Source organism: Flavivirga jejuensis (genome assembly GCF_030540765.1).
GTDB classification, from domain to species: Bacteria; Bacteroidota; Bacteroidia; order Flavobacteriales; family Flavobacteriaceae; genus Flavivirga; species Flavivirga jejuensis.
Genome location: NZ_JAUOEL010000001.1, coordinates 803,604 through 829,058, shown reverse-complemented (window position 1 = coordinate 829,058; position 25,455 = coordinate 803,604). Strand labels below are relative to the sequence as shown.

At 31.3% G+C, this 25,455-nt stretch carries 23 protein-coding genes; 13 read left to right on the top strand and 10 right to left on the bottom strand.

Features of this window, described 5'->3' with window-relative positions:
• Positions 1-176: 176 nt before the first annotated feature.
• The gene (locus tag Q4Q40_RS03630) at positions 177-2,216 is read left to right on the top strand and encodes a M3 family metallopeptidase (protein ID WP_303300340.1); all 2,040 of its coding nucleotides are present in this window, start codon (positions 177-179) and stop codon (positions 2,214-2,216) included.
• Between the two features lie 85 nt (positions 2,217-2,301).
• On the opposite strand, the gene Q4Q40_RS03625 is transcribed toward Q4Q40_RS03630, so the two are convergent.
• The 3 genes from Q4Q40_RS03625 to Q4Q40_RS03615 all read right to left on the bottom strand — a co-directional run bounded on the left by Q4Q40_RS03625 (position 2,302) and on the right by Q4Q40_RS03615 (position 3,713).
• Complete coding sequence (locus Q4Q40_RS03625) at positions 2,302-2,673, bottom strand: nuclear transport factor 2 family protein (protein ID WP_303300339.1); 372 nt, start codon at positions 2,671-2,673, stop codon at positions 2,302-2,304.
• Between the two features lie 66 nt (positions 2,674-2,739).
• The gene (locus Q4Q40_RS03620; RefSeq protein ID WP_303300338.1) at positions 2,740-3,396 is read right to left on the bottom strand and encodes a DUF2461 domain-containing protein; all 657 of its coding nucleotides are present in this window, start codon (positions 3,394-3,396) and stop codon (positions 2,740-2,742) included.
• Positions 3,393-3,713, bottom strand: coding sequence for a hypothetical protein (locus Q4Q40_RS03615; RefSeq protein ID WP_303300337.1), 321 nt, complete (start codon positions 3,711-3,713; stop codon positions 3,393-3,395). Before Q4Q40_RS03615 ends, Q4Q40_RS03620 begins: the two co-directional genes overlap by 4 nt.
• 135 nt (positions 3,714-3,848) lie before the next feature.
• Here Q4Q40_RS03615 and Q4Q40_RS03610 point away from each other — a divergent pair, with 135 nt between their 5' ends.
• The 7 genes from Q4Q40_RS03610 to Q4Q40_RS03575 all read left to right on the top strand — a co-directional run bounded on the left by Q4Q40_RS03610 (position 3,849) and on the right by Q4Q40_RS03575 (position 8,831).
• On the top strand, positions 3,849-4,844 hold the full coding sequence (locus Q4Q40_RS03610) for a GlxA family transcriptional regulator (RefSeq protein WP_303300336.1): 996 nt from the start codon (positions 3,849-3,851) through the stop codon (positions 4,842-4,844).
• Positions 4,845-5,101: 257 nt separating this feature from the next.
• On the top strand, positions 5,102-5,605 hold the full coding sequence (locus tag Q4Q40_RS03605; RefSeq protein ID WP_303300335.1) for a GbsR/MarR family transcriptional regulator: 504 nt from the start codon (positions 5,102-5,104) through the stop codon (positions 5,603-5,605).
• A 52-nt stretch (positions 5,606-5,657) separates the two neighbouring features.
• Complete coding sequence (locus Q4Q40_RS03600; protein ID WP_303300334.1) at positions 5,658-6,062, top strand: DoxX-like family protein; 405 nt, start codon at positions 5,658-5,660, stop codon at positions 6,060-6,062.
• The gene (locus tag Q4Q40_RS03595) at positions 6,046-6,774 is read left to right on the top strand and encodes a DUF2071 domain-containing protein (protein ID WP_303300333.1); all 729 of its coding nucleotides are present in this window, start codon (positions 6,046-6,048) and stop codon (positions 6,772-6,774) included. Before Q4Q40_RS03600 ends, Q4Q40_RS03595 begins: the two co-directional genes overlap by 17 nt.
• The gene (locus Q4Q40_RS03590) at positions 6,765-7,517 is read left to right on the top strand and encodes a class I SAM-dependent methyltransferase (protein ID WP_303300332.1); all 753 of its coding nucleotides are present in this window, start codon (positions 6,765-6,767) and stop codon (positions 7,515-7,517) included. The genes Q4Q40_RS03595 and Q4Q40_RS03590 overlap by 10 nt, the downstream gene beginning before the upstream one ends.
• 494 nt (positions 7,518-8,011) lie before the next feature.
• Positions 8,012-8,566: a sigma-70 family RNA polymerase sigma factor gene (locus Q4Q40_RS03580; RefSeq protein ID WP_303300330.1), complete on the top strand. Its 555-nt coding sequence runs from the start codon at positions 8,012-8,014 to the stop codon at positions 8,564-8,566.
• 1 nt (position 8,567) lies between these two features.
• Positions 8,568-8,831, top strand: coding sequence for a hypothetical protein (locus Q4Q40_RS03575; protein WP_303300329.1), 264 nt, complete (start codon positions 8,568-8,570; stop codon positions 8,829-8,831).
• On the opposite strand, the gene Q4Q40_RS03570 is transcribed toward Q4Q40_RS03575, so the two are convergent.
• Positions 8,825-9,658: a UbiA prenyltransferase family protein gene (locus tag Q4Q40_RS03570; protein ID WP_303300328.1), complete on the bottom strand. Its 834-nt coding sequence runs from the start codon at positions 9,656-9,658 to the stop codon at positions 8,825-8,827. The two genes, Q4Q40_RS03575 and Q4Q40_RS03570, sit on opposite strands and share 7 nt — an antisense overlap.
• A 120-nt stretch (positions 9,659-9,778) precedes the next feature.
• On the opposite strand from Q4Q40_RS03570, the gene gcvP reads away from it, so the two are divergent.
• From gcvP to Q4Q40_RS03555, 3 genes are all read left to right on the top strand, one after another.
• Entirely contained in the window at positions 9,779-12,628 is a 2,850-nt protein-coding gene (gene gcvP, locus Q4Q40_RS03565) for an aminomethyl-transferring glycine dehydrogenase (RefSeq protein WP_303300327.1), read from the top strand.
• 112 nt (positions 12,629-12,740) lie between these two features.
• Positions 12,741-13,799 carry a 3-oxoacyl-ACP synthase III family protein gene (locus Q4Q40_RS03560; protein WP_303300326.1) on the top strand — a complete coding sequence of 353 codons (1,059 nt, stop codon included), beginning with the start codon at positions 12,741-12,743 and terminating at the stop codon, positions 13,797-13,799.
• Between the two features lie 27 nt (positions 13,800-13,826).
• Positions 13,827-14,354 (top strand): methyltransferase, encoded by a 528-nt coding sequence (locus tag Q4Q40_RS03555; protein WP_303300325.1) that lies wholly within the window; start codon positions 13,827-13,829, stop codon positions 14,352-14,354.
• Positions 14,355-14,371: 17 nt separating this feature from the next.
• On the opposite strand, the gene Q4Q40_RS03550 is transcribed toward Q4Q40_RS03555, so the two are convergent.
• The 4 genes from Q4Q40_RS03550 to Q4Q40_RS03535 form a co-directional block, all read right to left on the bottom strand.
• Positions 14,372-14,989 carry a TylF/MycF/NovP-related O-methyltransferase gene (locus tag Q4Q40_RS03550; protein WP_303300324.1) on the bottom strand — a complete coding sequence of 206 codons (618 nt, stop codon included), beginning with the start codon at positions 14,987-14,989 and terminating at the stop codon, positions 14,372-14,374.
• Between the two features lie 88 nt (positions 14,990-15,077).
• Positions 15,078-16,874, bottom strand: a complete 1,797-nt coding sequence (locus Q4Q40_RS03545) for an HAD-IIIC family phosphatase (RefSeq protein WP_303300323.1) — start codon at positions 16,872-16,874, stop codon at positions 15,078-15,080.
• 230 nt (positions 16,875-17,104) lie between these two features.
• The gene (locus Q4Q40_RS03540) at positions 17,105-18,100 is read right to left on the bottom strand and encodes a polysaccharide deacetylase family protein (RefSeq protein ID WP_303300322.1); all 996 of its coding nucleotides are present in this window, start codon (positions 18,098-18,100) and stop codon (positions 17,105-17,107) included.
• 205 nt (positions 18,101-18,305) lie between these two features.
• The gene (locus Q4Q40_RS03535; protein WP_303300321.1) at positions 18,306-19,535 is read right to left on the bottom strand and encodes a tail fiber domain-containing protein; all 1,230 of its coding nucleotides are present in this window, start codon (positions 19,533-19,535) and stop codon (positions 18,306-18,308) included.
• 439 nt (positions 19,536-19,974) lie between these two features.
• Here Q4Q40_RS03535 and Q4Q40_RS03530 point away from each other — a divergent pair, with 439 nt between their 5' ends.
• A complete protein-coding gene (locus Q4Q40_RS03530) occupies positions 19,975-20,820 on the top strand; it encodes a glycosyltransferase family 2 protein (protein ID WP_303300320.1) in 846 nt (281 codons plus the stop codon).
• Positions 20,821-20,977: 157 nt separating this feature from the next.
• The gene (locus Q4Q40_RS03525) at positions 20,978-22,735 is read left to right on the top strand and encodes a leucine-rich repeat domain-containing protein (protein WP_303300319.1); all 1,758 of its coding nucleotides are present in this window, start codon (positions 20,978-20,980) and stop codon (positions 22,733-22,735) included.
• A gap of 175 nt (positions 22,736-22,910) precedes the next feature.
• On the opposite strand, the gene Q4Q40_RS03520 is transcribed toward Q4Q40_RS03525, so the two are convergent.
• Both Q4Q40_RS03520 and pafA read right to left on the bottom strand, forming a co-directional pair.
• Entirely contained in the window at positions 22,911-23,720 is an 810-nt protein-coding gene (locus tag Q4Q40_RS03520; RefSeq protein ID WP_303300318.1) for a DNA/RNA non-specific endonuclease, read from the bottom strand.
• 4 nt (positions 23,721-23,724) lie between these two features.
• Positions 23,725-25,371 (bottom strand): alkaline phosphatase PafA, encoded by a 1,647-nt coding sequence (gene pafA / locus Q4Q40_RS03515; protein WP_303300317.1) that lies wholly within the window; start codon positions 25,369-25,371, stop codon positions 23,725-23,727.
• Positions 25,372-25,455 lie beyond the last annotated feature (84 nt).

Here is a 25,455-nt window from a genome sequence, read left to right as displayed (position 1 = left end):
AAACACATCGTTTTTAAATATATTTGAGACCAATAAAAAAAGGCCTCAAACTAAATTTAAGGCCTTTTATTATTGGAATTCTACCGAGTTAGTCACTCTAAATATGTCGGGTGCAAAAGTATAAAAAATTTATTATGCATACATAATAAGCGTATGTTTTAACATATTTATTGAGAATGATAAAAAATATTTTAACAAAAACTTTCGAAACCGCATATAATTCTGCGCCTTTTTCAAAAATCGAAAATACAGATTTCCTGCCAGCCTTTAAAAAAGCTATTAACGATGCTAAATCTGAAATTGATGCCATAGTTAAAAATGAGGACATTCCTACTTTTAAAAACACGATTGAAGCTTTAGACTTTTCGGGCGAACAGTTAGATAGAATTTCTAGTATATTTTTCAATTTAAATTCTGCCGAAACGAATGACACCATTCAAAAAATAGCTCAAGAAGTATCTCCTTTATTATCTGAGTTTAGTAACGATATCACACTAAATGAAGATTTATTTAAACGTGTAAAGGCTGTTTATGATATTAAAGATTCTTTGGGTTTAACTATAGAACAACAAACACTTCTTGATAAAAGATATAAAGGTTTTGCGCGTAATGGTGCTAATTTACCTGAAGACAAAAAACAGAAGCTTCGAGATATTGATAAACAGTTAAGCCAATTAGCACTCAAATTCGGAGAAAATGTATTAGCAGAAACCAATGCTTTTGAAATGTTAATTACTAACGAAGATGATTTATCTGGTTTACCCGAAGGTGCTAAAGAAGCAGCTAAACAATTAGCTGAATCCAGGAAAAAAGAAGGTTGGTTGTTTACATTAGATTACCCTAGCTACATCCCTTTTATGACCTATGCCGATAATCGTGAATTAAGAAAAAAATTGGCACTTGCAGCTGGAGCAAAAGCATTTAAAGGCGATGCTCTTGATAATCAGGACAACATATTACAAATAGTCACATTAAGATTTCAACGTGCGAACCTCTTAGGTTACAAAACACATGCACATTTTGTTTTGGAAGAACGTATGGCAAAAACGCCTAAGACTGTTGAAAGCTTTTTAAACGAATTACTAGAGAAAGCGAAACCAGCTGCAGAAAGAGAGTTTAAGAACTTAGAAGATTTTGCAAAAGAACTAGATGGTATTGACCGACTTGAAAAATGGGACGCATCATATTACTCGGAAAAATTAAAACAAAAACTATTTAGTTTAGATGATGAAAAATTAAAACCATATTTCAAACTAGAAAATGTTATTAATGGTGCTTTTACTGTTGCCAATAAATTATTCGATTTAAACTTTGAAGAAATAAATACCATAGATACATATCATAACGATGTTTTAACTTATAAAGTAACTAATAATAAGGGTGATTTAATTTCCATTTTTTATGCTGATTTTTTTCCAAGAGCAGGAAAACGAAATGGTGCGTGGATGACATCTTACAAACCACAATCTATAAAAAATGGTATTAACGACAGACCTCACGTATCTATAGTTTGCAATTTCACAAAGCCTACAAAAAGTAAACCTTCTCTTTTAACCTTTAACGAGGTTACAACTTTATTTCATGAATTTGGACATGCATTACATGGTATGCTGGCAAATACAACATATCCTAGTTTATCTGGAACCAATGTTTTTTGGGATTTTGTAGAATTACCAAGTCAGATTTTAGAAAACTGGTGCTACGAAAAAGAAGCTTTGGAGTTGTTTGCTACGCATTACGAAACTGGAGAAGTTATCCCAATGGATTTAGTCGAAAAAATAAAAGAATCTTCGACCTTTCATGAAGGAATGCAAACACTTAGGCAAATAAGTTTTGGCTTATTAGACATGAATTGGCATGCAAACGAGGCACCCGATACTATAAAATCTGTTAAAGCACATGAAACCGAGGCTTTTAAAAATACAACGCTTTATCCTGAAGTACCAGAGAATTGTATGAGTACCGCTTTTTCACACATCTTTCAAGGCGGATATTCGTCTGGGTATTATAGTTATAAGTGGGCAGAAGTTTTAGATGCCGATGCTTTTGAGTATTTTAAAGAAGCTGGTATTTTTAATAAAAATGTTGCAGATAAATTCAAAAACAATGTGTTATCTCAAGGAGGAACAGAAAATCCGATGACACTTTATAAGCGTTTCAGAGGGCAAGAACCTAAACCTGAAGCTCTTTTAAAACGTGCAGGATTGTTGAAATAATATATCAAAAATCTAAAAAGTTAAAATAGAGATTACTACCATGAGTGTGTTAGTTTATTTTAACTTTTTAGACCTTATATTGTTCTTACGCGTGTTGCATAGGTGTAAAAAAGAACTCTTCTCTTACTATTTTACCATCCTCAACGGTATAAACGCAAACCTCATCCATACTAATTCGGGGTGCTCCCTTAAACGTGACATCCATCTTCATGCTACATGAAAAGAACTTGTCTGCTACTAATGGATCCGAAACCTCCATACTATGAACCTCTTCTACCATCTCATTAAATTGCTGTCCCTTTTCAATAACAGCTTCTAATCCTTTAGTTTCTTTTACTGGAGCACCGTCTGGCTCTATACTTACAATATTCTGTCCATATAATTCCTGAATAGCTTCAGCAAACTGCCCTTGTCTGCAATAATTTACTAATTGTTCTGCAACTTCTTGTGTCGTCATAATTTTGATCGATTTAATAATTAATACTTTTTAAATACTTCTTTCTATTTTTATAAAATGACTTTTTTAAAACGCGGCATTCAAAAATTCATTTATAGGTCTTATTGCTTTAAAATGTTTTATTATTTCACCCTTCAAATTTGGTGAATCATAATAATCTACCAAAGAAAGGTTAGACATCGCATAAAACTGTTTATTATATATTAATTGTGTTTTATTTGCTACAGCTTCATGAACTTTATCAATACGTTTAGACACCTCTCCCTTTAGTTCTCCCAAACAATCATTAAAATCTTTAGCTTTAATTATAGCTAAAAAATCATCAATATTATAGGTAATATGGTTTCTTACCATTTTTAACTCGGTCGGTTTAATATTAAACAGTCCTCCCCCAACATGAACTGAATCTGCACTAATACCTAAATAATAACCAGGCAACATAGATTTTTTACCATTAGGTGAAAATCCAGCTTTTAAAATGGTATGGTAAGGTGTTTTATCTTTTGAAAATCGTACATCTCTATTTATTCTAAACAAAGCCTTCTTTTCGTCAGTCAAAATTCGGTTATCCCAATCATGAAGTACTGGAAGTAACTCTGAAAGCAATTCTAAAAAAGCTCCTTTAACATCATTTTCATAACGTTTCTTATTAGCATGAAACCATTCTTTATGGTTATTCTCTGCTAGTTCTTTAAAAAATTCGGTATATGCTTTTGTTATCATGTGTCCAGATTTATTATATTGAACGTTAAGTCTGTTAAAGATTCCCAAGCGTCTTTATATTCAGCCCCTAATTGATACCAGCCAGACATTGGTTTTTTATTCTTAAAAGGACTAAACACTTCTATAGGCAGATCTATCGTATCAACATTAAAATCCTTTCCTAATTTAAACACCATTTTTTGTTTGGTAGAAAAAAACGCAAATACCTTTCCTTTATAATGTATAGCTTCAGAGCGCATCATTTTACCTACTGTTACATCTTTGTGATTGGAACAAAAATGAACTCTTATGGTTTCAAAATATTGTTTAGGATCCATTAGGCTATTTAATAATGATTCCAAAATTATAAAATGAATACATGTCTTTAAGAGGTCAAATACGACACTTTAAGGTGTTGATTATGACAAATTTTAATATTACTTTTAAAACCATAACTATTAAGCTGTGAACGAATGAAACATGTAAGCATATTAGTTCCAAAATCTAATACCATATTAAGTAGTGTAGTTGGACCGTACAAAATTTTTAAAAGTGTGAACGACTTCATTATACAAACAGGAAAAAGCCAACAGCCATTCTTTGATATTAACCTAGTTGGTATAGATAAAGATACCGTCTTATATGATGGCGCATTTTCAATACATTGCGATGCTACTATACACGATATTTCTAAAACAGATCTTATTATAATTTCGGCAGTTAAACCAGAATGGATTACTGATGATATAAAAACCAATTACGAGTTTATTCCATGGATTAAAAAACAACGCACTCAACACAACGCAGAAGTAGCAAGTTTATGTTTAGGCGCTTTTTTACTAGCCGAAACTGGATTGTTAGATAATAAACAATGTACTACACATTGGGCTGGGATTGATTTGTTCAGACAGATGTATCCTAAGATAGATGTATTACCAGAAAAAATAGTTACAGACCAGAATGGTATTTATTCCAGTGGAGGGGCCTATTCATTCTTAAACCTCATTATTCATTTGGTTTACAAATATTGCGGACAAGAAGTCGCAGTTTATGTATCCAAACTATTCGAAATAGATATTAACAGGGATAATCAAAACCAGTTTGCCATCTTTAAAGGTCAAAAGGAACATAGCGACACGCTCATAGAAAAAGCACAGTTATTTATCGAAAATAATGTTACCGAAAAGGTTTCTGTAGGACAATTATCAAATATGTTAGCAGTTAGTCAACGCAACTTTATAAGACGCTTTAAAAAGGCAACGGCCAATACTCCATTAGAATATATACAACGTGTTAAAGTGGAAGCTGCCAAAAATGCTTTAGAATCTACTCAAATTACAATAAACGAAGTGATGTTTTCGGTAGGATATACAGATACAAAAGCCTTTAGAATTTTGTTTAAACGATATACAGGTTTAACACCGATGGCTTATAAAAATAAATATAATCGGGAACTCGTAAATTATTAAGTAAAGAATTTTAGCACCTCAACTGTCTGGTTGAGCGCAGTCGAAACCTCTTTATTTGTTAGAATGATGAGTTCTCGACAAGCTATGCTTGCTGCTTTCACAACAAAATATATTTTGTTGTTCTGTAATGCTCGAACAGACATATAATTAACTTAATAACATTATGCACAAGCCTACGACTTTTTCCTTTAAATTATATCCAAAAACAAACTTTCAATAATTATTGAAAGTTTAGAAATAATTAGTATCTTTGTTACATGGAATATCAAGAAGCAAAAGAAAAATTTATTAGTACATGGGGAAGTTTAGGCTCTTTATGGGGCATAAACAAAGCTATGGCACAAATACAATCTTTACTTTTTATTTCAACAAAACCACTTTCGATGGAAGAAATCATGGAAGAATTAAAAATTTCCCGTGGTAATACCAGTATGAATTTACGTCAGTTAATGGATTGGGGTATTGTTACAAAAGAACTCATTCCTGGTAAACGCAAAGAATTTTTCACTACCGAGAAAGATGTTCAGGAATTAGCAAGACATATAGCCAAAGAAAGAAGTAGAAGAGAAATTAAACCAGTTATAAAAATTTTAAAAGATGTTAGCTCTATAAAAGATGATGGTACCGCAAAAACCAAAGAACTTATAAAACAAACCAAAGCCTTACACGATTTAGCAGAAACTGCAGACACTATGATGAATAGAATTGTGAGTCAAGACCAAAACTGGCTAACTAAATCTTTACTTAAATTTATCAAATAAAAAAATTTAAAATACACTTTCAATATTTTCTGAAAGTTTAAAAAATACAAAAATGACACTACAAAAAACTCATAAAATAATTGTCTTTTTTATTGCGACCGTATGGATTATAAACGGCTTGTTTTGTAAAGTTCTAAATCTGGTGATTAGACATGAACAAATTGTTTCAAAAATTTTGGGTAGAGACCACTCACGAAAATTAACAATTTTAATTGGTGTTTTGGAAATCTTAATGGCCATTTGGATATTAAGTGGTATAAAATCAAAACTAAATACAATATCACAAATTGCGATTGTAGCTGTTATGAATACACTTGAATTTATACTTGTACCAGATTTATTGCTTTGGGGAAAGTTCAATATTGTTTTTGCTCTGATTTTCATCTTAATAGTATATTTCAATAATTTTTATATCAACACGAAAATTCAAAAAAAACATTATGTTATCATTTCTTAAAAATCATCCATTTGCAGTAGAATCATTTTTTGAGAGTTCGCTTGTTTTAACATTCGCCGTTCCAAAAGAAGAATTAACGTGTCTTATTCCTGAATGTTTAGAACTAGATATATTTCAAGACAAGTGGGCTTTTATTGCAGTAGCCATGGTTCAAGCTAAAAACTTGAGACCAAAAGGATTTCCTAAATGTATGGGCAACGACTTTTTTTTAATTGGTTATCGCATTTTTGTACGCTATAAAACTAATAAAGGAAAGCGTTTAAGAGGTTTATATATTTTAAAGTCTGAAACCGATAAAAAGAAAATGGCTTTTATGGGTAATATTTTTACTCATTATAATTATACCACAACAGATATTAATAAATCAGAAAAAAATAAGATAACTTCTATTAAATCGAAACTTAAAATCACAATAAATACATCAGACAATAACATTAGTCTTCCTGTACAATCTCCATTTTCGAATTGGAAAGAAGCAAGACGATTTGCGGGGCCCTTGCCTTTTACTTTTACCTATAACAAAACAACAAAAGAAGTGCTTATAATTGAAGGTGTAAGACAAAATTGGAAACCAAAACCTATTAAAATAAATGATTATCACATAGGTTTCTTAGAGTCTTTAAAACTTAAAAATTGTGTTTTAGCAAATACATTTATAATTGAAAACATTCCATATTACTGGAAAAAAGGAAAAATAGACTTATGGAAATAAAAAGAAGAAAACTTCAAGGTGTTTTAAATATTTTAAGCTTTAATAGACACTTCTACATTATAGGTCTAGGTGTTTTAAGCTTAATTACAGGAAGCAAAATAATAATAGAATGGTATGATTCTTTATTTTGGGTTATTATAATAGCATTTTTATATGGGCTTATAATGCCACTTATAGTATCAGCTTATGTATATGATTATTCTGAGTATTATAACTTTAATTGGCTAGAAAAATATTCGCTTTCTGATTCTAAAAAAAAACTAATAGTTAACATTAATGCAGGTTTTGATGAAACAAGCTTCATAATTAAGAATAAGTTTCCACAATCGAATTTAAAAGTATATGATTTTTATAATTCAAAAAAACATACCGAAGCAGCAATAGTAAGAGCTAGAAAAGTCAGTTTAGTTTATCCAAATACTGAAGAAATCAAATCAAATATGATTCCTTTAGAAAATCAATCTGCTGATGTTATTTTTCTTTTGTCTGCAGTTCATGAAATAAGATCAAATCAAGAAAAAGTTGATTTTCTAAAAGAATGTCGTAGAATATGTAAACCAGATGGAAATGTCATTATGGTTGAGCATTTACGGGATTTACCAAATTTTTTAGCATTTTCAGTTGGATACACTCATTTTTTTTCAAGAAAAACATGGAAAAAAGTATTTAAAAAAGCTGGTTTCTCATCAGTTGACGAAACTAAATTTACTTCATTCATGTCTGTATTCAACTGCTATTCATAAATTTTTAATTTTTCATAAAATGACTATTCATTTAAATATAATTGGCAGCTTTTTAATTGTACTAGCCTTAATTCATAGTATTTTTCCTAAATATTTCAACTGGAGAATAGAGCTTAAATCGTTAAGTTTAATAAATAGGCAGATGATGACGGTTCACACATTTTTTATTGCCTTAATTGTTTTTTTTATGGGGTTATTGTGCTTGACATCTTCAGCAGAAATAATTGAAACTAATCTTGGTAAAAAATTATCTCTGGGTCTGTGTATATTCTGGGTTATCAGATTATTTATCCAATTTTTTGTGTACTCATCTAAGCTTTGGAAAGGCAAAACATTTGAAACAATAGTTCATATTATTTTTTTAATATTATGGACATACATTAGTATGGTATTTCTACTTATATATTTCGAATAATAACATCCATTTAAGCGGTTCATAAAATTATTCATTTTTTTATCTTATTTTTGAAACTCAAAAAATAATCGTATAAATAATGCCCAATCATCAAATTAATCCTAAAAAATGGATCGATTTATATTCTGACTACTTATACAACTACACGATTACTCGTGTTAGTGACAGAGAGATTGCACAGGATTTAGTACAAGATACTTTTTTGGCTGGTTTAAAGTCTATGAAAAACTTTAAAGGAGAAGCTAGCGAACGTACATGGCTTATCTCTATTTTAAAACGAAAAATTATAGATCACTACCGCAAAATAAACTCAAACAAAGGAAAAGCAGAGGTACGCATTAGTTATAATGATGACTCTGAGACCGAAGGTGATTGGTTGGAAGAGCGCGTAGCTGATCCATTCGATAAAACCGCGGAAGATACGATGCAAAATAGTGAGTTAGGTAATGCCATTCATAATTGCTTAGGGAAATTACCAGAAAAACAAGCTGACGTTTTTAAAATGAAAACCATTCAAGGCTTTGAAACTGAAGTAATTTGTAATGAATTAAATATTACTGCGTCTAACCTTTGGGTAATCATTCATAGAGCTCGTACAGCTATGGCAGATTGCTTAAAAGAAAATTGGTTTTAATATGAGTAAGATTAAGTTTTTTATTCCTTGCGATGATGCTAATCATGTATGTGATAAAACACAATATAAAGAAGCTACGTTATGGGAAATGATAAAGCTCAATATACATTTGTTATACTGCAAATTCTGTAGAGAATACACAAAAAACAATGCAAAGCTAACTAAAGTCTTAAAAAAATCTGAAGTGGAATGTTTAGATAAAAAATGTAAAGAATCTATGAAATTAGATTTTGAAAAGGCTTTAAAAGAACATTCTGATCAATAGCATAAAAGCAACAGTATTAGCCAGATAATTGGCACACCTTCTACCCAAAACGAGCTATAGCTCTTCCCTTGTTCTATTTTAGAATACACCAGAAATAATAAAGTAATACCTGTAATTATTATCGAAATAATGATATGCATGGCACTTGTATCATCCTTCAAAAAACTCAAGAAAAAGAATACCCCCAACACGATACTTCCTATTAGTTTTGTTTGCTTAACGCCTATTTTTTGAGGAATTGTTGATAGTTTTAAGCTGTCGTATCTTAAATCTCTAATTTCAAAAGGTAGCATTAAAACTATTATAAAAAGATAGCGTTGAATCGCTGTTATTATAACATTAGTATCTATATAATAATCATTATTTATTAAAGGAAGTAATACAGTAACACCAGCCCAGATTAAGGCTATTAAATAAATTTTAAGCCCACTAACGCTTCGTAAATTATGCTGTTTATCTAAAAAAAAGCGTTTTGGTAAAAAAGGGATGGCGTATAAAAATGTAATCATTGCAAAACCACCAACATACATTAATGTTATCGTACTTAATTTATAAGCATAATAACACATTAAAAGAAAGCAAAAAAAAGAAAATATTTGAATCAATTTTAACCAATTCGCCAAGCTTCTATGGTGAAATTTTGCTACTCCAAAATACTTTACAAAATTATAGCCCGTTATTGAGGCAAAAAACGCAAAATATAGTATGCTTTTATCATATGGAATTCCAAACTCTATAAGGGTAATCCATACTAACGAAAACACCGATATGGCAACATGTATGCTGCTATTTAAATAAAAATCAAAAAGTTGCTTTACAAACTTCATAATGTAAAAATAATCAAAGTGTTGACAACCCTTACAAATCGTTGAAAAATTTCCATTTTATGCAACAAAACACATCAAATATTATGTATTTTTGCGAATTATATAATTAATTTCACGTTAATGAATACAAACGCTTTTGCATTGCGTCATATTGGTCCTAGAGAAGACGACCAAAATCTTATGTTAAAAACCTTAGGGATTAATACTTTAGATCAATTGATTTATGAGACAATCCCTGATGATATTCGCTTAAAAAATGGGTTAAAATTGGAAGCCCCTATGACTGAACATGAATATCTACTCCATATTCATGAATTATCTAAAAAAAACAAAGCTTATAAAACATATATTGGGCTGGGATATCACCCAACTATTTTACCTGCCGTAATTCAAAGAAATATTCTTGAAAACCCAGGCTGGTACACGGCTTACACACCTTATCAAGCAGAAATTGCTCAAGGGAGATTAGAAGCGCTTTTAAATTTCCAAACCATGGTTATAGACTTAACAGGTATGGAAATTGCTAATGCTTCGCTTCTTGATGAGAGTACAGCGGCTGCAGAGGCTATGAGTTTGTTATTTGCTGTTCGTGAACGCGATCAGAAAAAAGCAGGAATTAATAAGTTTTTTGTTTCTAAAAACATACTACCACAAACATTATCGTTATTACAAACAAGAGCAACTCCTATAGGTATTGCATTAGTAGTAGGAGATGAAGAAACTTTTGATTTCTCGTCAGAATTTTTCGGAGCTATATTACAATACCCAGGAAAAGACGGCCAGGTAACCGATATCAAAACTTTTATCTCGAAAGCGAATAACGCACGAATTAAAGTAGCAGTAGCTGCCGATATACTAAGTTTGGTAAAACTGGAAGCTCCTGGGAAATTTGGAGCTGATGTTGTTGTTGGTACAACCCAACGTTTTGGTATTCCTATGGGATATGGAGGGCCTCACGCTGCCTTTTTCGCTACTAAAAAAGCTTACAAACGTGATTTACCAGGTAGAATTATTGGTGTCACTAAAGATAAAAACGGCAATAGAGCCTTACGTATGGCTTTACAAACTCGCGAACAACATATAAAAAGAGATAAAGCCACTTCTAATATTTGTACAGCTCAGGTTTTATTAGCCGTTATGGCGAGTATGTATGCAGTATATCATGGCCCTAAGGGCTTACAATTTATTGCTAATAAAGTTCATAACAAAGCTTCTGAATTAGCAAATGCTTTAGAAAAATTAGGATATAATCAAGTCAATACATCATACTTTGACACTATTCAAATAAAAACAAAGGCTAAAGAAATAAAAGCAATTGCCAAAGAGAAAAAAGTAAACTTATATTATCCAGATAAAAAAACGGTCATTATTTCAATTAATGAAACAACGTCTATTAGAGATATTAATTACTTAATTTCTGTTTTTGCTGAGGCTGCGAAAAAAGAAACCATTACTATTTCGGCTATTTCCAGAGCTAATAATATTTCGGAATCGACACAAAGAACATCGCCTTTTTTAACATTAGATGTTTTTAATACATACCATTCTGAAACCGAATTAATGCGTTACATAAAACTTCTTGAACGTAAAGATTTAGCATTAAATCATTCTATGATTTCTTTAGGGTCTTGTACTATGAAATTAAATGCTGCCTCAGAAATGCTACCATTAAGCTGGTTTAAATGGGGGAATATTCATCCATTCGCACCTTTAAAACAAGCCAAAGGGTATTTAACTATTTTAAAAGAATTAGAAGACCAATTAACAGAAATAACAGGTTTCGCTGCCACATCTTTACAACCAAACTCTGGTGCACAAGGTGAATTTGCGGGACTTATGGTTATTAAAGCATATCATGAATCTCGTGGTGATCGTCATAGAAATATTTGTTTAATTCCATCATCGGCACATGGTACAAACCCTGCCAGTGCTGTTATGGCTGGCATGAAAGTAATCGTAACAAAATCGACCGCGGAAGGTAATATTGATGTAGACGATTTACGCGAAAAAGCAGTATTACATAAAGATAATTTATCTGCCTTAATGGTAACATATCCATCTACACACGGCGTTTATGAGTCTGCTATAAAAGAAATTACTCAAATTATTCATGACAATGGCGGACAAGTTTATATGGATGGTGCCAATATGAATGCCCAATTAGGATTAACAAATCCAGGGAACATTGGAGCAGATGTATGTCATTTAAACTTACACAAAACCTTTGCCATTCCACACGGTGGTGGCGGTCCGGGTGTTGGCCCTATTTGTGTTGCAAAACAACTGGCTCCATTTTTACCAGGAAATCCAATTATTAAAACTGGAGGTAAAAAAGCCATTACAGCTATTTCGGCAGCGCCTTTTGGATCTGCGTTAGCTTGCCTAATATCATATGGATATATAAAAATGTTAGGTGCAGAAGGGTTAACAGCATCTACTAAGATTGCCATTTTAAATGCAAACTATATCAAACATCGTTTAGAAGGTAGCTTTGATACTTTGTATTCTGGTGAACGCGGACGTGCTGCCCATGAAATGATTGTAGATTGTAGACCATTTAAAGCCAATGGTATTGAAGTAACAGATATTGCAAAACGATTAATGGATTATGGTTTCCATGCTCCAACAGTATCCTTTCCTGTAGCTGGTACTTTAATGATTGAACCTACAGAAAGTGAAAGCAAGGCAGAAATTGATAGATTCTGTGATGCCATGATTTCTATTAAAAAAGAGATCGATAATGCTTCTAAAGATGATGACAATAATGTTTTGAAGAATGCACCACATACATTAGACATGATAACATCAGACGAATGGTATTTTCCGTACTCTCGTGAAGCAGCAGCCTTTCCTCTTGAATATGTTAGAGATAACAAATTCTGGCCTAGTGTAAGGCGTGTTGATGATGCTTATGGAGACAGAAATCTAATATGTTCCTGTATCCCTATTGAAGCCTATGTTGAAGCATAAATAGTCTTTGAACATCGTAAATTACATTAAAACAAAATTTGTCTTTAATTAAAAACAAGTACTTTGGTTCGGTTACTACCACTACAAATAATTAAAGACAAATTTTCTTATTATGAATATTAAGATTACAGGAACAGGAAGTTACATTCCAGAAGTCATTGAAAAGAATGAAGCGTTCCATGAGCATGAATTTTTAAATAGTGATGGTTCTGTAATTAACGCTCCAAATGAAGTTATTGTTAAAAAATTTAAAGCTATTACTGGCATTAGCGAAAGACGTTATGCAGAACCCAACTTAAACACCTCCGATATTGCCTGCTTCGCTGCCGAAAAAGCTATTGAAAATGCACAAATCAATAAAGAAGATTTAGATTATATCATTGTTGCCCATAATTATGGTGATGTTAAACACAATACTGAACAAAGTGACACCGTACCAAGTATAGCCTCCAGAGTAAAACATCTTTTAAAAATTCAAAATTCAAAATGTGTTGGGTATGATCTTATATTTGGTTGCCCTGGATGGATAGAAGCTACTATTCAAGCAAATGCTTTTATAAAATCTGGTATTGCGAAAAAGTGCTTAGTTATTGGAGCTGAAACCCTATCTCGTATTATTGATAAGCACGATAGAGACTCCATGATTTATAGTGATGGTGCTGGAGCTGTCGTTATTGAAAACACCAACGAAGCTGGTGGTATTATTGCCCATGAAACGGCAACTTTCACCTTGAATGAATCCCATTTCATCTATTTTGGAGAAACTAATAATCAAGATATAGACGAAAGGCGTCGATACATAAAAATGCATGGCAGAAAGATTTATGAGTTTGCATTAATCAACGTACCTTTAGCTATGAAATCTTGTCTTGAAAAAAGCGGTTTTGACATAAAAGATGTAAAAAAAATACTCATCCATCAAGCTAATGAAAAAATGGACGAGGCTATTGTAAAGCGTTTCTATAAATTACATGATTTAGACATGCCAGAAAACATTATGCCTATGATCATAAATGAGTTAGGAAATTCAAGTGTGGCAACTATACCTACACTTTTTGATCTGATAAGAAACAATAAATTAGAAAATCACAGCTTAATAAAAGGAGATCTTATTATATTTGCAAGTGTTGGAGCTGGCATGAATATAAATGCCATAGTTTATCGATATTAAATATGGCCGCTTTCGCGGAAACGTAAAATGTACGAAAACAGTTTTCATAATCATAATAAACGTTTTAAGCATACTATTCAATTTTTAAAAAAACACGTCTCAACTTCTGAAACTATTTTAGATTTGGGCGTTCCTAACCCGTTTACTCAAATTATGAAAGAAAACGGTTTCTCTGTTGAAAATACCCAAGGAGAAGATTTAGATATAGATACTACTACCATTAAAAACTCTAATGCAGATATAATTACTGCTTTCGAAATATTTGAACACTTACTATCTCCTTTCACCGTTTTGCAATCAATAAAAGTTAATAAATTAGTTACTAGCGTACCTCTTAAGTTATGGTTCTCTTCGGCTTATAGAAGTAAGACTGATATGTTAGATAGGCACTACCATGAGTTCGAAGATTGGCAGTTTGATTGGTTATTAGAAAAGAGCGGTTGGAAAATTATAGATAGTCAAAAGTGGACGAACCCTACCAAAAAAATAGGCATTAGAACAATTTTACGCTGGTTTACTCCCAGGTACTATATTATCTATGCAGAAAGAGTTTAATTCTCTTACTTTAGGTGTTACTTCAATATAAATGCAACTTGTCTATAATTATTTACGGCTCCAATAAATTCAAATTGCCATTTATTATTAATACATTTTTTAAATATTTCTAGTGCTTCAAATTCATGATCGTGACTCGAAAATTCATCAAATATCAATATATCATTTACTTTAAGCTTAGCATGTATTTGAAACAGCACATAAAGTGTAGATGAAAACAAATCTGCATCAAGATGATAAACACACTGTTCATGAAAGTCGCAATCCAATAGGGCTTTATATACCGAATCTTGAAACCATCCTTTCACAAATCGTACTCTACTATCATTAATATCTGGAAAGTCTCCTTTCTGATCAAAATGTCCTTCTTTTTTACCTTCCCAGCTTTCGGGAAGACCTTCAAATGAATCAAATCCAACAAAACGTGATTCCTTTACTTTATTAGTTGAAGACCATTTCTTAATCATATCACCACCAGCAACACCAAATTCGTAATAAAAAACAGGTTTGTTTTTTAATTCTAACAAAAGTGTATCGTGAAGCTGATACCTGTTTTTATAGGTCGCTCTTTTATTATAATAATCGTTAATTTTACCTTTGCTTTTATTTTCGCTCATAAAGGCAACAAACGCCATATATTTATAAACTATATAGAAAGGCTTGCATAGCTTTCTTAAAAAGTTATATAGTTTCGTCTTAGATAAAAAGGGATGAACTGGCATATTATTTACTTTCTATTACCGTTATTATTTTGTCGTTGTGTATGGTGCTATTCTGGCTGAATTTAAGTTTTCGAAAAGATTCTTGTTTTTGTATCGTTTCAAACCCAAAATCGTTAAAAACATGTGCAGAGAATTTATTTTTTTCTGTATGAGTATATGTCACCCAAAAATCACCTAACTTAAGATAACGCTCTAAAATATGTGTTAAAAAAGCGTGCTCTATCCTTTTACTCTGGATCCGACAACTAAACATAAGATCGATAAGTTCATTTTTAGATTTTTTAATAATCCCAAACCCAATGATTCCATAGTCACCAAATCGGTCTCTACATTTTAATATGTAAGCAGAGAGATCGGCATTATTATGAATACTAAATATATCATCCTTGGTATATCGGTTGCCCGAAAAATTCATTTGGTTTGTTCTTTGGGTAAGTTCATAAACCCGCTCAAAATGTTCCTTTTTCAAGGATGTTATCTCTAATTCAATATTACAAGTATGCAGGAATTCGAAATATTCACCTTCATAATCATCAGAAACTTTTTTTCTTTTAGCCTCATTAGCATAAAATGTCTTGCGCTTTATACTTTCATTAGTAACTGGAATTTGAAGTGCTTTCAAGTCTAATATTGATTGGTAATGCATAGCATCCATTAGCCTAACCTGTGGTAGCATACTTTCAATCTCCTTCCTTTCGAATTCGGAATCATCAATGAATAAAAAAGTATTTATATTTATATTAAGATCTAGAGCAATCTCTTTTAAACCTTTACTTTTTGGCAGCCATGAGATCTTAGGAAAAAGAAAAAAGTGCTCAATACCAAAATGCTTTAATGCAGCCATTCCCGCATCATAGTTATTTTTACTTGCTATAGAGTTTATAATACCCTTTTGCTCTATATCTTGTAAAATGTCCTTAATCCCTTCTTTAAGTTTTAGTTTTTCTATACCATCTTCTACTAGCGTACCATGCCACATGGTATTATCTAAATCCCAAACAATACATTTAATTTTTTTAGCCTCTTTATTAGATTGCTTATCATTCTTTAATTGTACAAATTCGGTAGTTCCAAAATACAGAGCCGTTTCACTATCTATATTTTCAGGAATAATATTAACCCGATAAGACATCTCGGTTTTTACTCTTTTGGCAATCTCATCAAACGGAATAATTTCTTTATTATATCCTGGCATCAATTCGATTCGGTATTGAAAAGGAATTTTACTATACTTAAGATCGTCATTTCTAATCACCAATCCTAGAGGTATAATAGCCTCTGTTGGATTATAAACTTCTAGTAAAAAACCATCTGGTATTTTTACACCTTTATTTTGATCGTTTATTATTTTGTTCTTTTTCTGACTATATCTTTTTTGAATTAATTTTTTCTTGATAAATTTTGATGGAACAAGATGAATACCCCTTGTTAGTTTTAATTCTCTACGTTCTTTCTTTTCAATATCACTGTGTTCATATAATTCATGATTTCCCTGAGTAGCAAATACACCCCATTTCTTAAACTGAATTTTTAATATTTGATGGGCATCATTGTTTGCTCCACCAGATTGAATAACTCTTTCAATGCCTTCAACAAATCGTTGGCATTTCCCATCAATCCTTGGGGAGTACAAATCACAGGTTTTAAAACATGTAGGCATGGCACATTCTGTACAATGCTCGGTCCAATGGAGGATACTTCTACTCTTAATATCTTTGTAAGTATCTGAGAATTTCTCCCAAATCTCTTCAGGTAGATTTTCTTGAGTTGTTTTAATATATACTTCCGATTCGTACATGTTTTTCCTAGCGTATGGCTATAAATAGGTGTCTAATTAAAATAATGATCCATACTCTGTTTTATAAATTGTATGAGATGTTTTTATATTGTAAATATAAACGAAGTCTTTTTATTGATCTTTATTTTTAGCGACATTTTTAATTGGTGTTTGCAATAGCCATTAGCAAAGAATTTAGCCTTGAACGAAACACATTTCTTTCTTGCCTTTTTAATAAGTTAAAAGCAATATCACTTTCTTTTTATATGGTATTTCCCGATTACCATATTGAAATATTTATAAAGATTCTCTAGAACAATACTTTTTTCTGTCTGCTTATTTGGGTTTTCAAGCGAAAACCTTTGAATGATTCTTTCATCCATATCTTTCTTTAAACCAGAATTGCCAAAGATTTTTATATCATTATCATATTCTAATAGTTCTTCCAGTAATTTTTTTGAAATTGATCTATCTGAAAACGGGAATGAAAAAAGGGAATAATTAATATCAAAATTTTGTTTTAACCAATCTATAGAATTAATTATTTCTACTTTTTGTTCTTCATGCGATAATTGAACAAGAGGTGGGTGTCCCATGGTATGCCCTCCAAAATAAAACCCATCTTTTATCATTTCCTGGATTTGCTCCTTTGTAATATACGGCTTATGTATGTTTAAATAATCTTCTATATTGATATCTAAAAAATTTAAAACATCATGAACCTTCTCTCTTTCCGCATATTTAATACTAGTGAATTTTTGCTTAAAATCTTCAATTGTAGTATAAGAAAACGAAAATATGTCACTTATTTTATCCAAACTGGATATCTCAAAATTTTTGCCTTTCAAGTTTGAGATTATAATACTTATGTAGTGTTTATATAACCCTTCTTTATTATCAATAAAGTTTGGATTTATAAAAAAGATAGCCTTTATATTTTTCTTTTTTAAAATAGGATAAATTACAGTGTACACCTCTTTTAAACCATCATCAAAAGAAAGTAAAAAAGTGTTTTTTTTAATGCTATTTTCTAAAAGTTCTTTAGGTTCTAGAGGCCTATAATTATTACTTAAAATATCAATATCATTTAAAAATTGCTCTTTGTTCTTAAATGAATATAAATGTTCTATATGATTTACTTGATTATTCCTTACTATATGATAGTATGGAAATATACTTTGATCCTTAAATACTGGTAAAAATCTTTTACTAGATATTTTGTATAAAATATCTTTTACAATTCCCATAACAACTAAATTAAAGAGGCTGTCTGAAAGTCTAATTTTTGTCCATTAGAGTCTTTCAACTCCACTCGATACAGGCTAACTTCACTAAATATAAAGGTTTCAATGGAGCTTGTGCTGAGCGCAGTCGAAGTAGTCAATCAGACATTCAATTTTTATTTACCTTTTAGACAGCCTCTATTATTTTTCAAAAATAATGATTATAGTTCTATTTAATACTAATCTTTTTTGAATCTATACTTTTTCCATTAACAAAAAGGCTTATAATATAAGTACCTGAAGCAAAATTATCTTTATGTATTGATTTTTTGATATTATAATTTCTATCATTTATATTTAAGCTACTCATAATCTTTCCATTCAAATCATAAGTTATCAATTTCGCATCTTTCACTGTATCTTCAATATTTAATGAAACCTCTATGATATCGGATGAAGGATTAGGAGAAATATTAATTATTTTTGTGTTTTTTAGATTAATTAAATCAACATTCTGTTTTTGAAAATTAATATTTATTTGATTCTGCAGTGACACAATCTGATTCTGTTGTTCTTTTATAGCTTCAATCAAGATTGGAATAAGACCCAAATAATTAATACCATAATCACCTTCTTCATCTATAGAAGTTAAAGCTGGTATAATTTTTTCAACTTCATTAGCAATTAAGCCATATTGTTTTTTATCAGTAAAACTGATCCCTTTCTTTGTTTCTATTTCTTTTTTCCAACTATAACTTTTACCATTTAGTTTCATTATTGATTCTAACGCTCCAGTAACATTCACAATATCTTCCTTATACTTACTATCCGAAAAAGTAGCTCCTAACCCTGTAAAAGCACTTGATAATTGACGTCTAACATTACCACTAGAATCTGTTGTTAAAACATAAGAATTTGATGTCGTTGTTGGAATATTCTCAAATCTAACTGTTCCATTCGTATGTAACCTAGCTGTTGGTGAAGCAGTCCCAAGACCCAAATTATTTTGAGCTGAAATAGTCATTATCCTAGTACTTGAGTTATTCCAAGCAAATAAAGGTCGGATACTAATAGGATAAGACAATCCGTCTTGGGCATTACCCCAAGGAAACGTTGCTCCTGTTGGGGCATTAGGATAAACAGTATCATCTTTTTCTGTAATAAAAAGCATCATTGGAGTAGATCCATTATCCCTTGCAGTACTTATACTTGCATTAAAGCCTATTACAAGTCTATTATCTACTGCTCGTCTTGCATAAAATAAAGGCACAAATTGACCATTATAAGTAGTTCCATTAGTAAGACTTAAGAAATCCAAAGAAGTGTCGGAAACTCCAAATTTTGATACATGTTCAGCCTTTCCTGAACTAGATGGCGCAATATGAGAGAAATTTACTTGTGCAAATACTAATGAACTTAATAATAATGCACTTAATGATACAATAAATTTTATTTTCATTTGTTTTATTTTAATAATTTATATTTTTTCAATTTCCTGCGAGATATCATACTTTTGCATGAACATCCTCTGTTTGTATAGTGTTGTCTATTTCATAGGCAGTTTGGATTTAGATTAAATACATGTCATATTTTTATCTACTTTATTTATCAAGCAGAGGTTTTTATCAAAATTGTAATTATTTTACTCAAAATCAACAACTTAAACATATAAATCTAGAATTTCTATAATTTTTTAATGTTTAAACATTCTTGTTTTAGAAGAATCATCGTGCATTAAATTTATAACAAAAAGAAGTTTTTCCTACATACAAAAAAAGGAATTTGACGTATTTCATCGAAAAATTAAAGATACTGCTGAGGGAAACCCATAAAGCGATTTTATGTGATGTTTTTAGATTTTATTTAAAAGATTACTAAGCAGTTAAACAATCAACTATATGAATTTCTACATCATCATTCCTGCTCATAACGAACAAAGTTCTATTGGGCTCACTTTAGATTCTTTGGTTAATCAATCTTTAAAACCAAAGCGTATTGTAGTTGTTAATGATAATTCTACAGACAAAACTCAAGACATAGTTGAAGTTTATACCGAAAAGTATTCCTGGGTTTCTTTAATAAATTCTAAATCGTCAAACGAACATTTACCAGGATCAAAAATCATCAATGCTTTTTACAAAGGCTATGAAACTTTAGATGATAACTATGATGTGATTTGTAAGTTTGATGCCGATTTAATTTTTCCAAATAATTATTTAGAACAACTATCTAATCACTATAATAGGAATGAAAAACTAGGTATGGCTTCTGGCTTTTGTTATATAGAAAAGAATAAGCATTGGGTATTAGAAAATTTAACGCGAAAAGACCATATTCGTGGTGCATTAAAAGCTTATCGAAAAGCCTGCTTTCTTCAAATTGGAAAACTTAAGCCTTCTATGGGTTGGGATACTACAGATGAGTTATTAGCTAAATTTTATAATTGGGATATCTTAACAGATGATTCTTTACAAGTAAAACACCTAAAACCTACTGGCATTAGCTACAATAAAGCTTCAAAGTATTTACAAGGAGAAGCTATGTACAAAATGCGTTATGGGTTTATTATTACTTTAATTTCTGCATTAAAATTGGCTTATAAAAAAAGGAGCCTCTCTTTATTTAAAGATTATTTAACTGGATATTTTAAAGCCAAAAAGAATAAGATTGAATATTTAGTAACAAAAGAACAAGGTGAGTTTATTAGAAGTCTGCGTTGGAAAGGCATGTTAGACAAGTTCTAATTAAGGGAGTTAATTAAACTCAATTTATATAAAATATTGACTCTCAATAAAAAGCAGTTTACAGGCTTATAAATTCTTTAAACTTCAATGATTTCGCGTATTTAAGTAAGGTAATTTCTATACTTTTGATGCAATTTTTAATAAAACCCCAAATCTTATGAAAAAAATTACTTTAGTTATTACGCTACTTTTTAATGCCGTATTATTTTCACAAACGACCTTTACAGTAAATGATTTTGAATATACTGTTACAGATAACACCAACTTAACAGTTAAAGTGACCGATTACACAGGTTCTAGCCTAGATGTAAACATACCAATCGCTGTAATTTATGACGCAAAGGACTATAGGGTGTCTTCTATTGGAGAAGGAGCTTTCGAACAGAAAGGGTTGACGAGTGTTACTATTCCTACTGGTGTTACTTCTATCGGAGATGGTGCTTTCATTTTGAATAACTTAACGAGTGTTACTATTCCTTATGCTCTTACTTCTATTGGGAAATTGGCTTTCGCTTATAATAACTTAGAGGGTGTTATTATCCCTAATAATGTTACTTCTATTGGAGAATTGGCTTTCTCTAATAATTCCTTAACGAGTGTAATTTCTAAAAGCACAAACCCTGCAACCTTATCTGAAAATGTTTTTGATGATAATAATGCTATAGATTTAACCATTCCTACAGGAAGAGAACAAAAGTATAAAGATGCAAATTGGACAGGCTTTAACAGTTATATTGAAGGCTTTACTTTTACTATAGATAACATTGAATATACGCTTACAGATGGTGTCAACTTAACAGTTGAAGTTACTGGTTATACAGGTCTTGGTGGAGACGTAAACATACCAAATCTTGTAAATGATGGCACAAATAACTATAGCGTGACTTCTATTGGTCTATCGGCTTTCGCTTCTAGCAACTTAACGAGTGTCACTATTCCTAATACTGTGACTTCTATTAAAATTCTGGCTTTCGCTTATAATCCCTTAGAGAGTGTTACTATCCCTAATGGCGTAACGTCTATTGAGGGATATGCTTTCTTTAATAATGACTTCCTAACAAGTGTTACTATCCCTAATACTGTAACTCATATTGGAGAAAGGGCTTTTCACAATAGTGACTTAACAAGTGTTACTATTCCTGATAGTGTGACTTATATTGGAAGTTCTGCTTTCGCTGAAAATAATTTAGGAACTATAACTATTGGTAGTGGTGTTACTTATATTGGAGAAAAGGTTTTTGCAGAGAATACCTCCTTAACAAGTGTTACTATACCTGATAATGTGACTTATATTGGAAGTTCTGCTTTCGCTGAAAATAATAATTTAGGAACTATAACTATTGGTAGTGGTGTGACTCATATTGGAGAAATGGCTTTTCACAGTAGTGCCTTAACAAATGTTACTATCCCTGATAATGTGACTTATATTGGAAGTTCTGCTTTCGCTGAAAATAATAATTTAGGAACTATAACTATTGGTAGTGGTGTGACTCATATTGGAGAAAAGGCTTTTTCAGGGAATACCTCCTTAACAAGTGTGATTTCTAAAAGCACGAATCCCGCAACCTTACCCGCAGATGCCTTTGATAATAGGAATAATATAGATTTAACCACCCCAACTGGAACAGAACTAAATTATACTAATGCAAATTGGACAGGCTTTAAAAATTCTACTTTGAGTATAGATAGTATGTCCTTAAAAAACAAACTTACTATTGTTAATACAGCACATGGTATTCGTGTTAATACGGCTAATGATATTCTTATTGAAAAATTAGTTGTTTTTAATATGTCGGGAGTTCATATATTAACAAGTAAGGAAACAACAATATCAACCTCTACATTAGCCCATGGCGTCTATATTTTACAAGTAACTACTAATAAAGGTCGTACAGCTAAAAAGTTTTTAAACTAGATTGGTTTAAAAGCTAAGATTGAAAGAAAAGAGGCTGTTTAAAAAGTGTCATTCTATCTGGATGACAAAGTTCATCACTTTTTAGACAGCCCCCTTTTTATTTTAAATGTCTCCTTCAAAAATGATACATTTACTACCTTAATAAGATCTTCACTTTCGCAAAAAAGACAAAAATCTATTGAAAACTCCACGCTTTATAGCTACTAGAAGCCTCTAGTTTGTTTTCTAAAGCATCATCTAACTCGTGGAAAAAATCGATTCCAGTTAATTTTTCAATAGTATCTACAGATACTACAAATTCATATAAAGGTTTATTAGACTTTTTATGCGGAAGTAAAAAAGCAATCATTTTTGTTTTGTCAGTATTGGTATCTATTAACACTTTATAAAACTCATTTGGCACTGCAACATTTTCTTCTCCAATAGTTTTTAAACCATGCTTTAAAACCCCGCCAGTAACCACAAAAACCCCATCATATTTACCAGCCCAATATCGTACTTTTTGCTCTAAAGCATTCCAAATACCAGAGTTAAAATCATGTCTTTGCGGACTGATATTACTTGTTAAGAATGTTTCGTCATGAGCAAATTGACTATACCGCCTATCTCCAGCTGGGCATAAATGTCCGCGATCATAACCAGATTTTTTATAATTACGCCAATGCGCAGCTCCTGTTTTTATAGCCTTATCTATTTCAAAATACGGACGTTTAAAATTTGTTTTAGCCAGATGTGATTTTTTAAGCTCATACGCCACCCATTCTGCTTGTTCGTGCGGTTCGCTATAAGACAATGAATAGCCTTCATGGTGAGTTATTTGGCTTGTAGTACTTGTAGGCAGAAAGTATTCATTAGTGTTATTTTTAACGTCTTTACCTGCTTCTACAACCTCTGCTTTTTCTTCTTCTTTTAAAAAAAACTCATAACCATAAATTCCGAAAACGATAAGAATAGCAATAAGGGTATAGATGGTCTTTTTATTCATACTACTACTCTAAAACGAATTCTAAAGGCTGTCCCGTGGCTCCGTTTGGAAAACTAATATTTAAAAGCGCAGACATGGTCGGAGCAATATCGGTTATTTTTGTTTTTTGAAATGTCTCACCATGTTTTACACCTTTTCCAAAAAGCAAAAGCGGCACATGGGTATCATAATTTAAACCACTACCATGTGTAGACCCTGTTTTTCCGTAAGAGATATAGGCAGGATCATTTACTAATAAAATATCACCTGATCTTTTTTGATTGAATCCATTTTGTAATAAAACTTCAATGCCAGTAGTAAAATCAACCGAGCTCATAGTAGTTGCTGTATAAGCTTTAGATATGTTTTTATAAGTAATTTGTTCATTTACAATCGCATCTTGAACATCACTTAAATCTAGTCCTAATGCTTCAATTTTCTCCCTATTTAAGAAAATTTGATTGTTACTAATGTTCTCCAAAATATCTGTTGTCCCAAAAGTATCCATTAGAAACTTTTGAAATTTTTCTTTACGCTCAACATTATTTAAATATCCCGCTGGAATTTTAACAGATTGTAAATATGCTGGTACATCTACTGCGCCATGATCAGCTGTTAAAAACACCGTATACATTCCTTTTCCTACCTTAGCATCTAGGACTTTAAATAATCTCTCTAAATCTTTATCCAAACGAATATAGGTATCTTCAACTTCTTTTGAATTTACTCCAAACTTATGCCCTACATAATCTGTGCTGGAATAGCTAATTGTTAAAACATCTGTAATCACATCTTGCCCTAATGCTTCGCCTTCTAATGCTGCTAAAGCAAAATCGGTAGTTAAACTATTCCCGTAAGCTGTTGCTTTTAAAATATCAAAACCTCCATTATCTCCTTTTAAAGCGTTCAAATCATAAGGAAATGTTGCGGTTTCTTTTCCTTTAAACACACCCTCAAATGTATTTAAATCACTTCCACTCTCTATATACGAATCAATATTATACAAGGTATTCCAAACTTTAAAATAAGACTCAGCTACATCAGATTTATTAAATTTTTTTACCCATTTTGGTAAATCATTCATATAAAACGAGCTGGAAATCCAATGCCCCTCATCCGCGCCGTGAAACCAATAAGCAGCATTCGCCGTATGCCCAGCAGGTAAAATAGCACCTCTGTCTTTAATTGAAAGACCTATCGTTTTACCTCTCATTTGTGTAAACAACCTATTCTCATCTGCAAATGTTGAAGTTTTCATTCTGTGAGGAGACATTTGCCCTGCTGTACTTTTAGTATCAATAGATTTAACAGAATTATCTCCAGCACAATACACGCTGTTTTTAGTTTCTTTGTTATACCAATTATTTCCGATGATACCATGATATTTTGGTGTTGTACCTGTATATATTGATGCATGACCAGGTCCTGTATATGTTGGGATATAATTAAAATGATTGTTCTTACAGTTAAAACCTTCATCCATCATCCGTTTAAAACCGCCTTCACCAAATTTATTATAAAACCGAGTTAAATAATCGTATCGCATTTGATCAACTACAATACCTACAATCAACTTTGGGTTAGTTCTTTCTTTCTTTATTACTTGACTTTGCGCCTTTCCAGACATACAAAAAAAGAGGGCTAAAAAAAACGGGAGAATATTTTTTATCATAACAATTTTATTTCTACAATCCAAAAATACAGAATTTAAAACATCAAAATTTAAATTTAAGGTTAAATACCATGAACTTTTTTT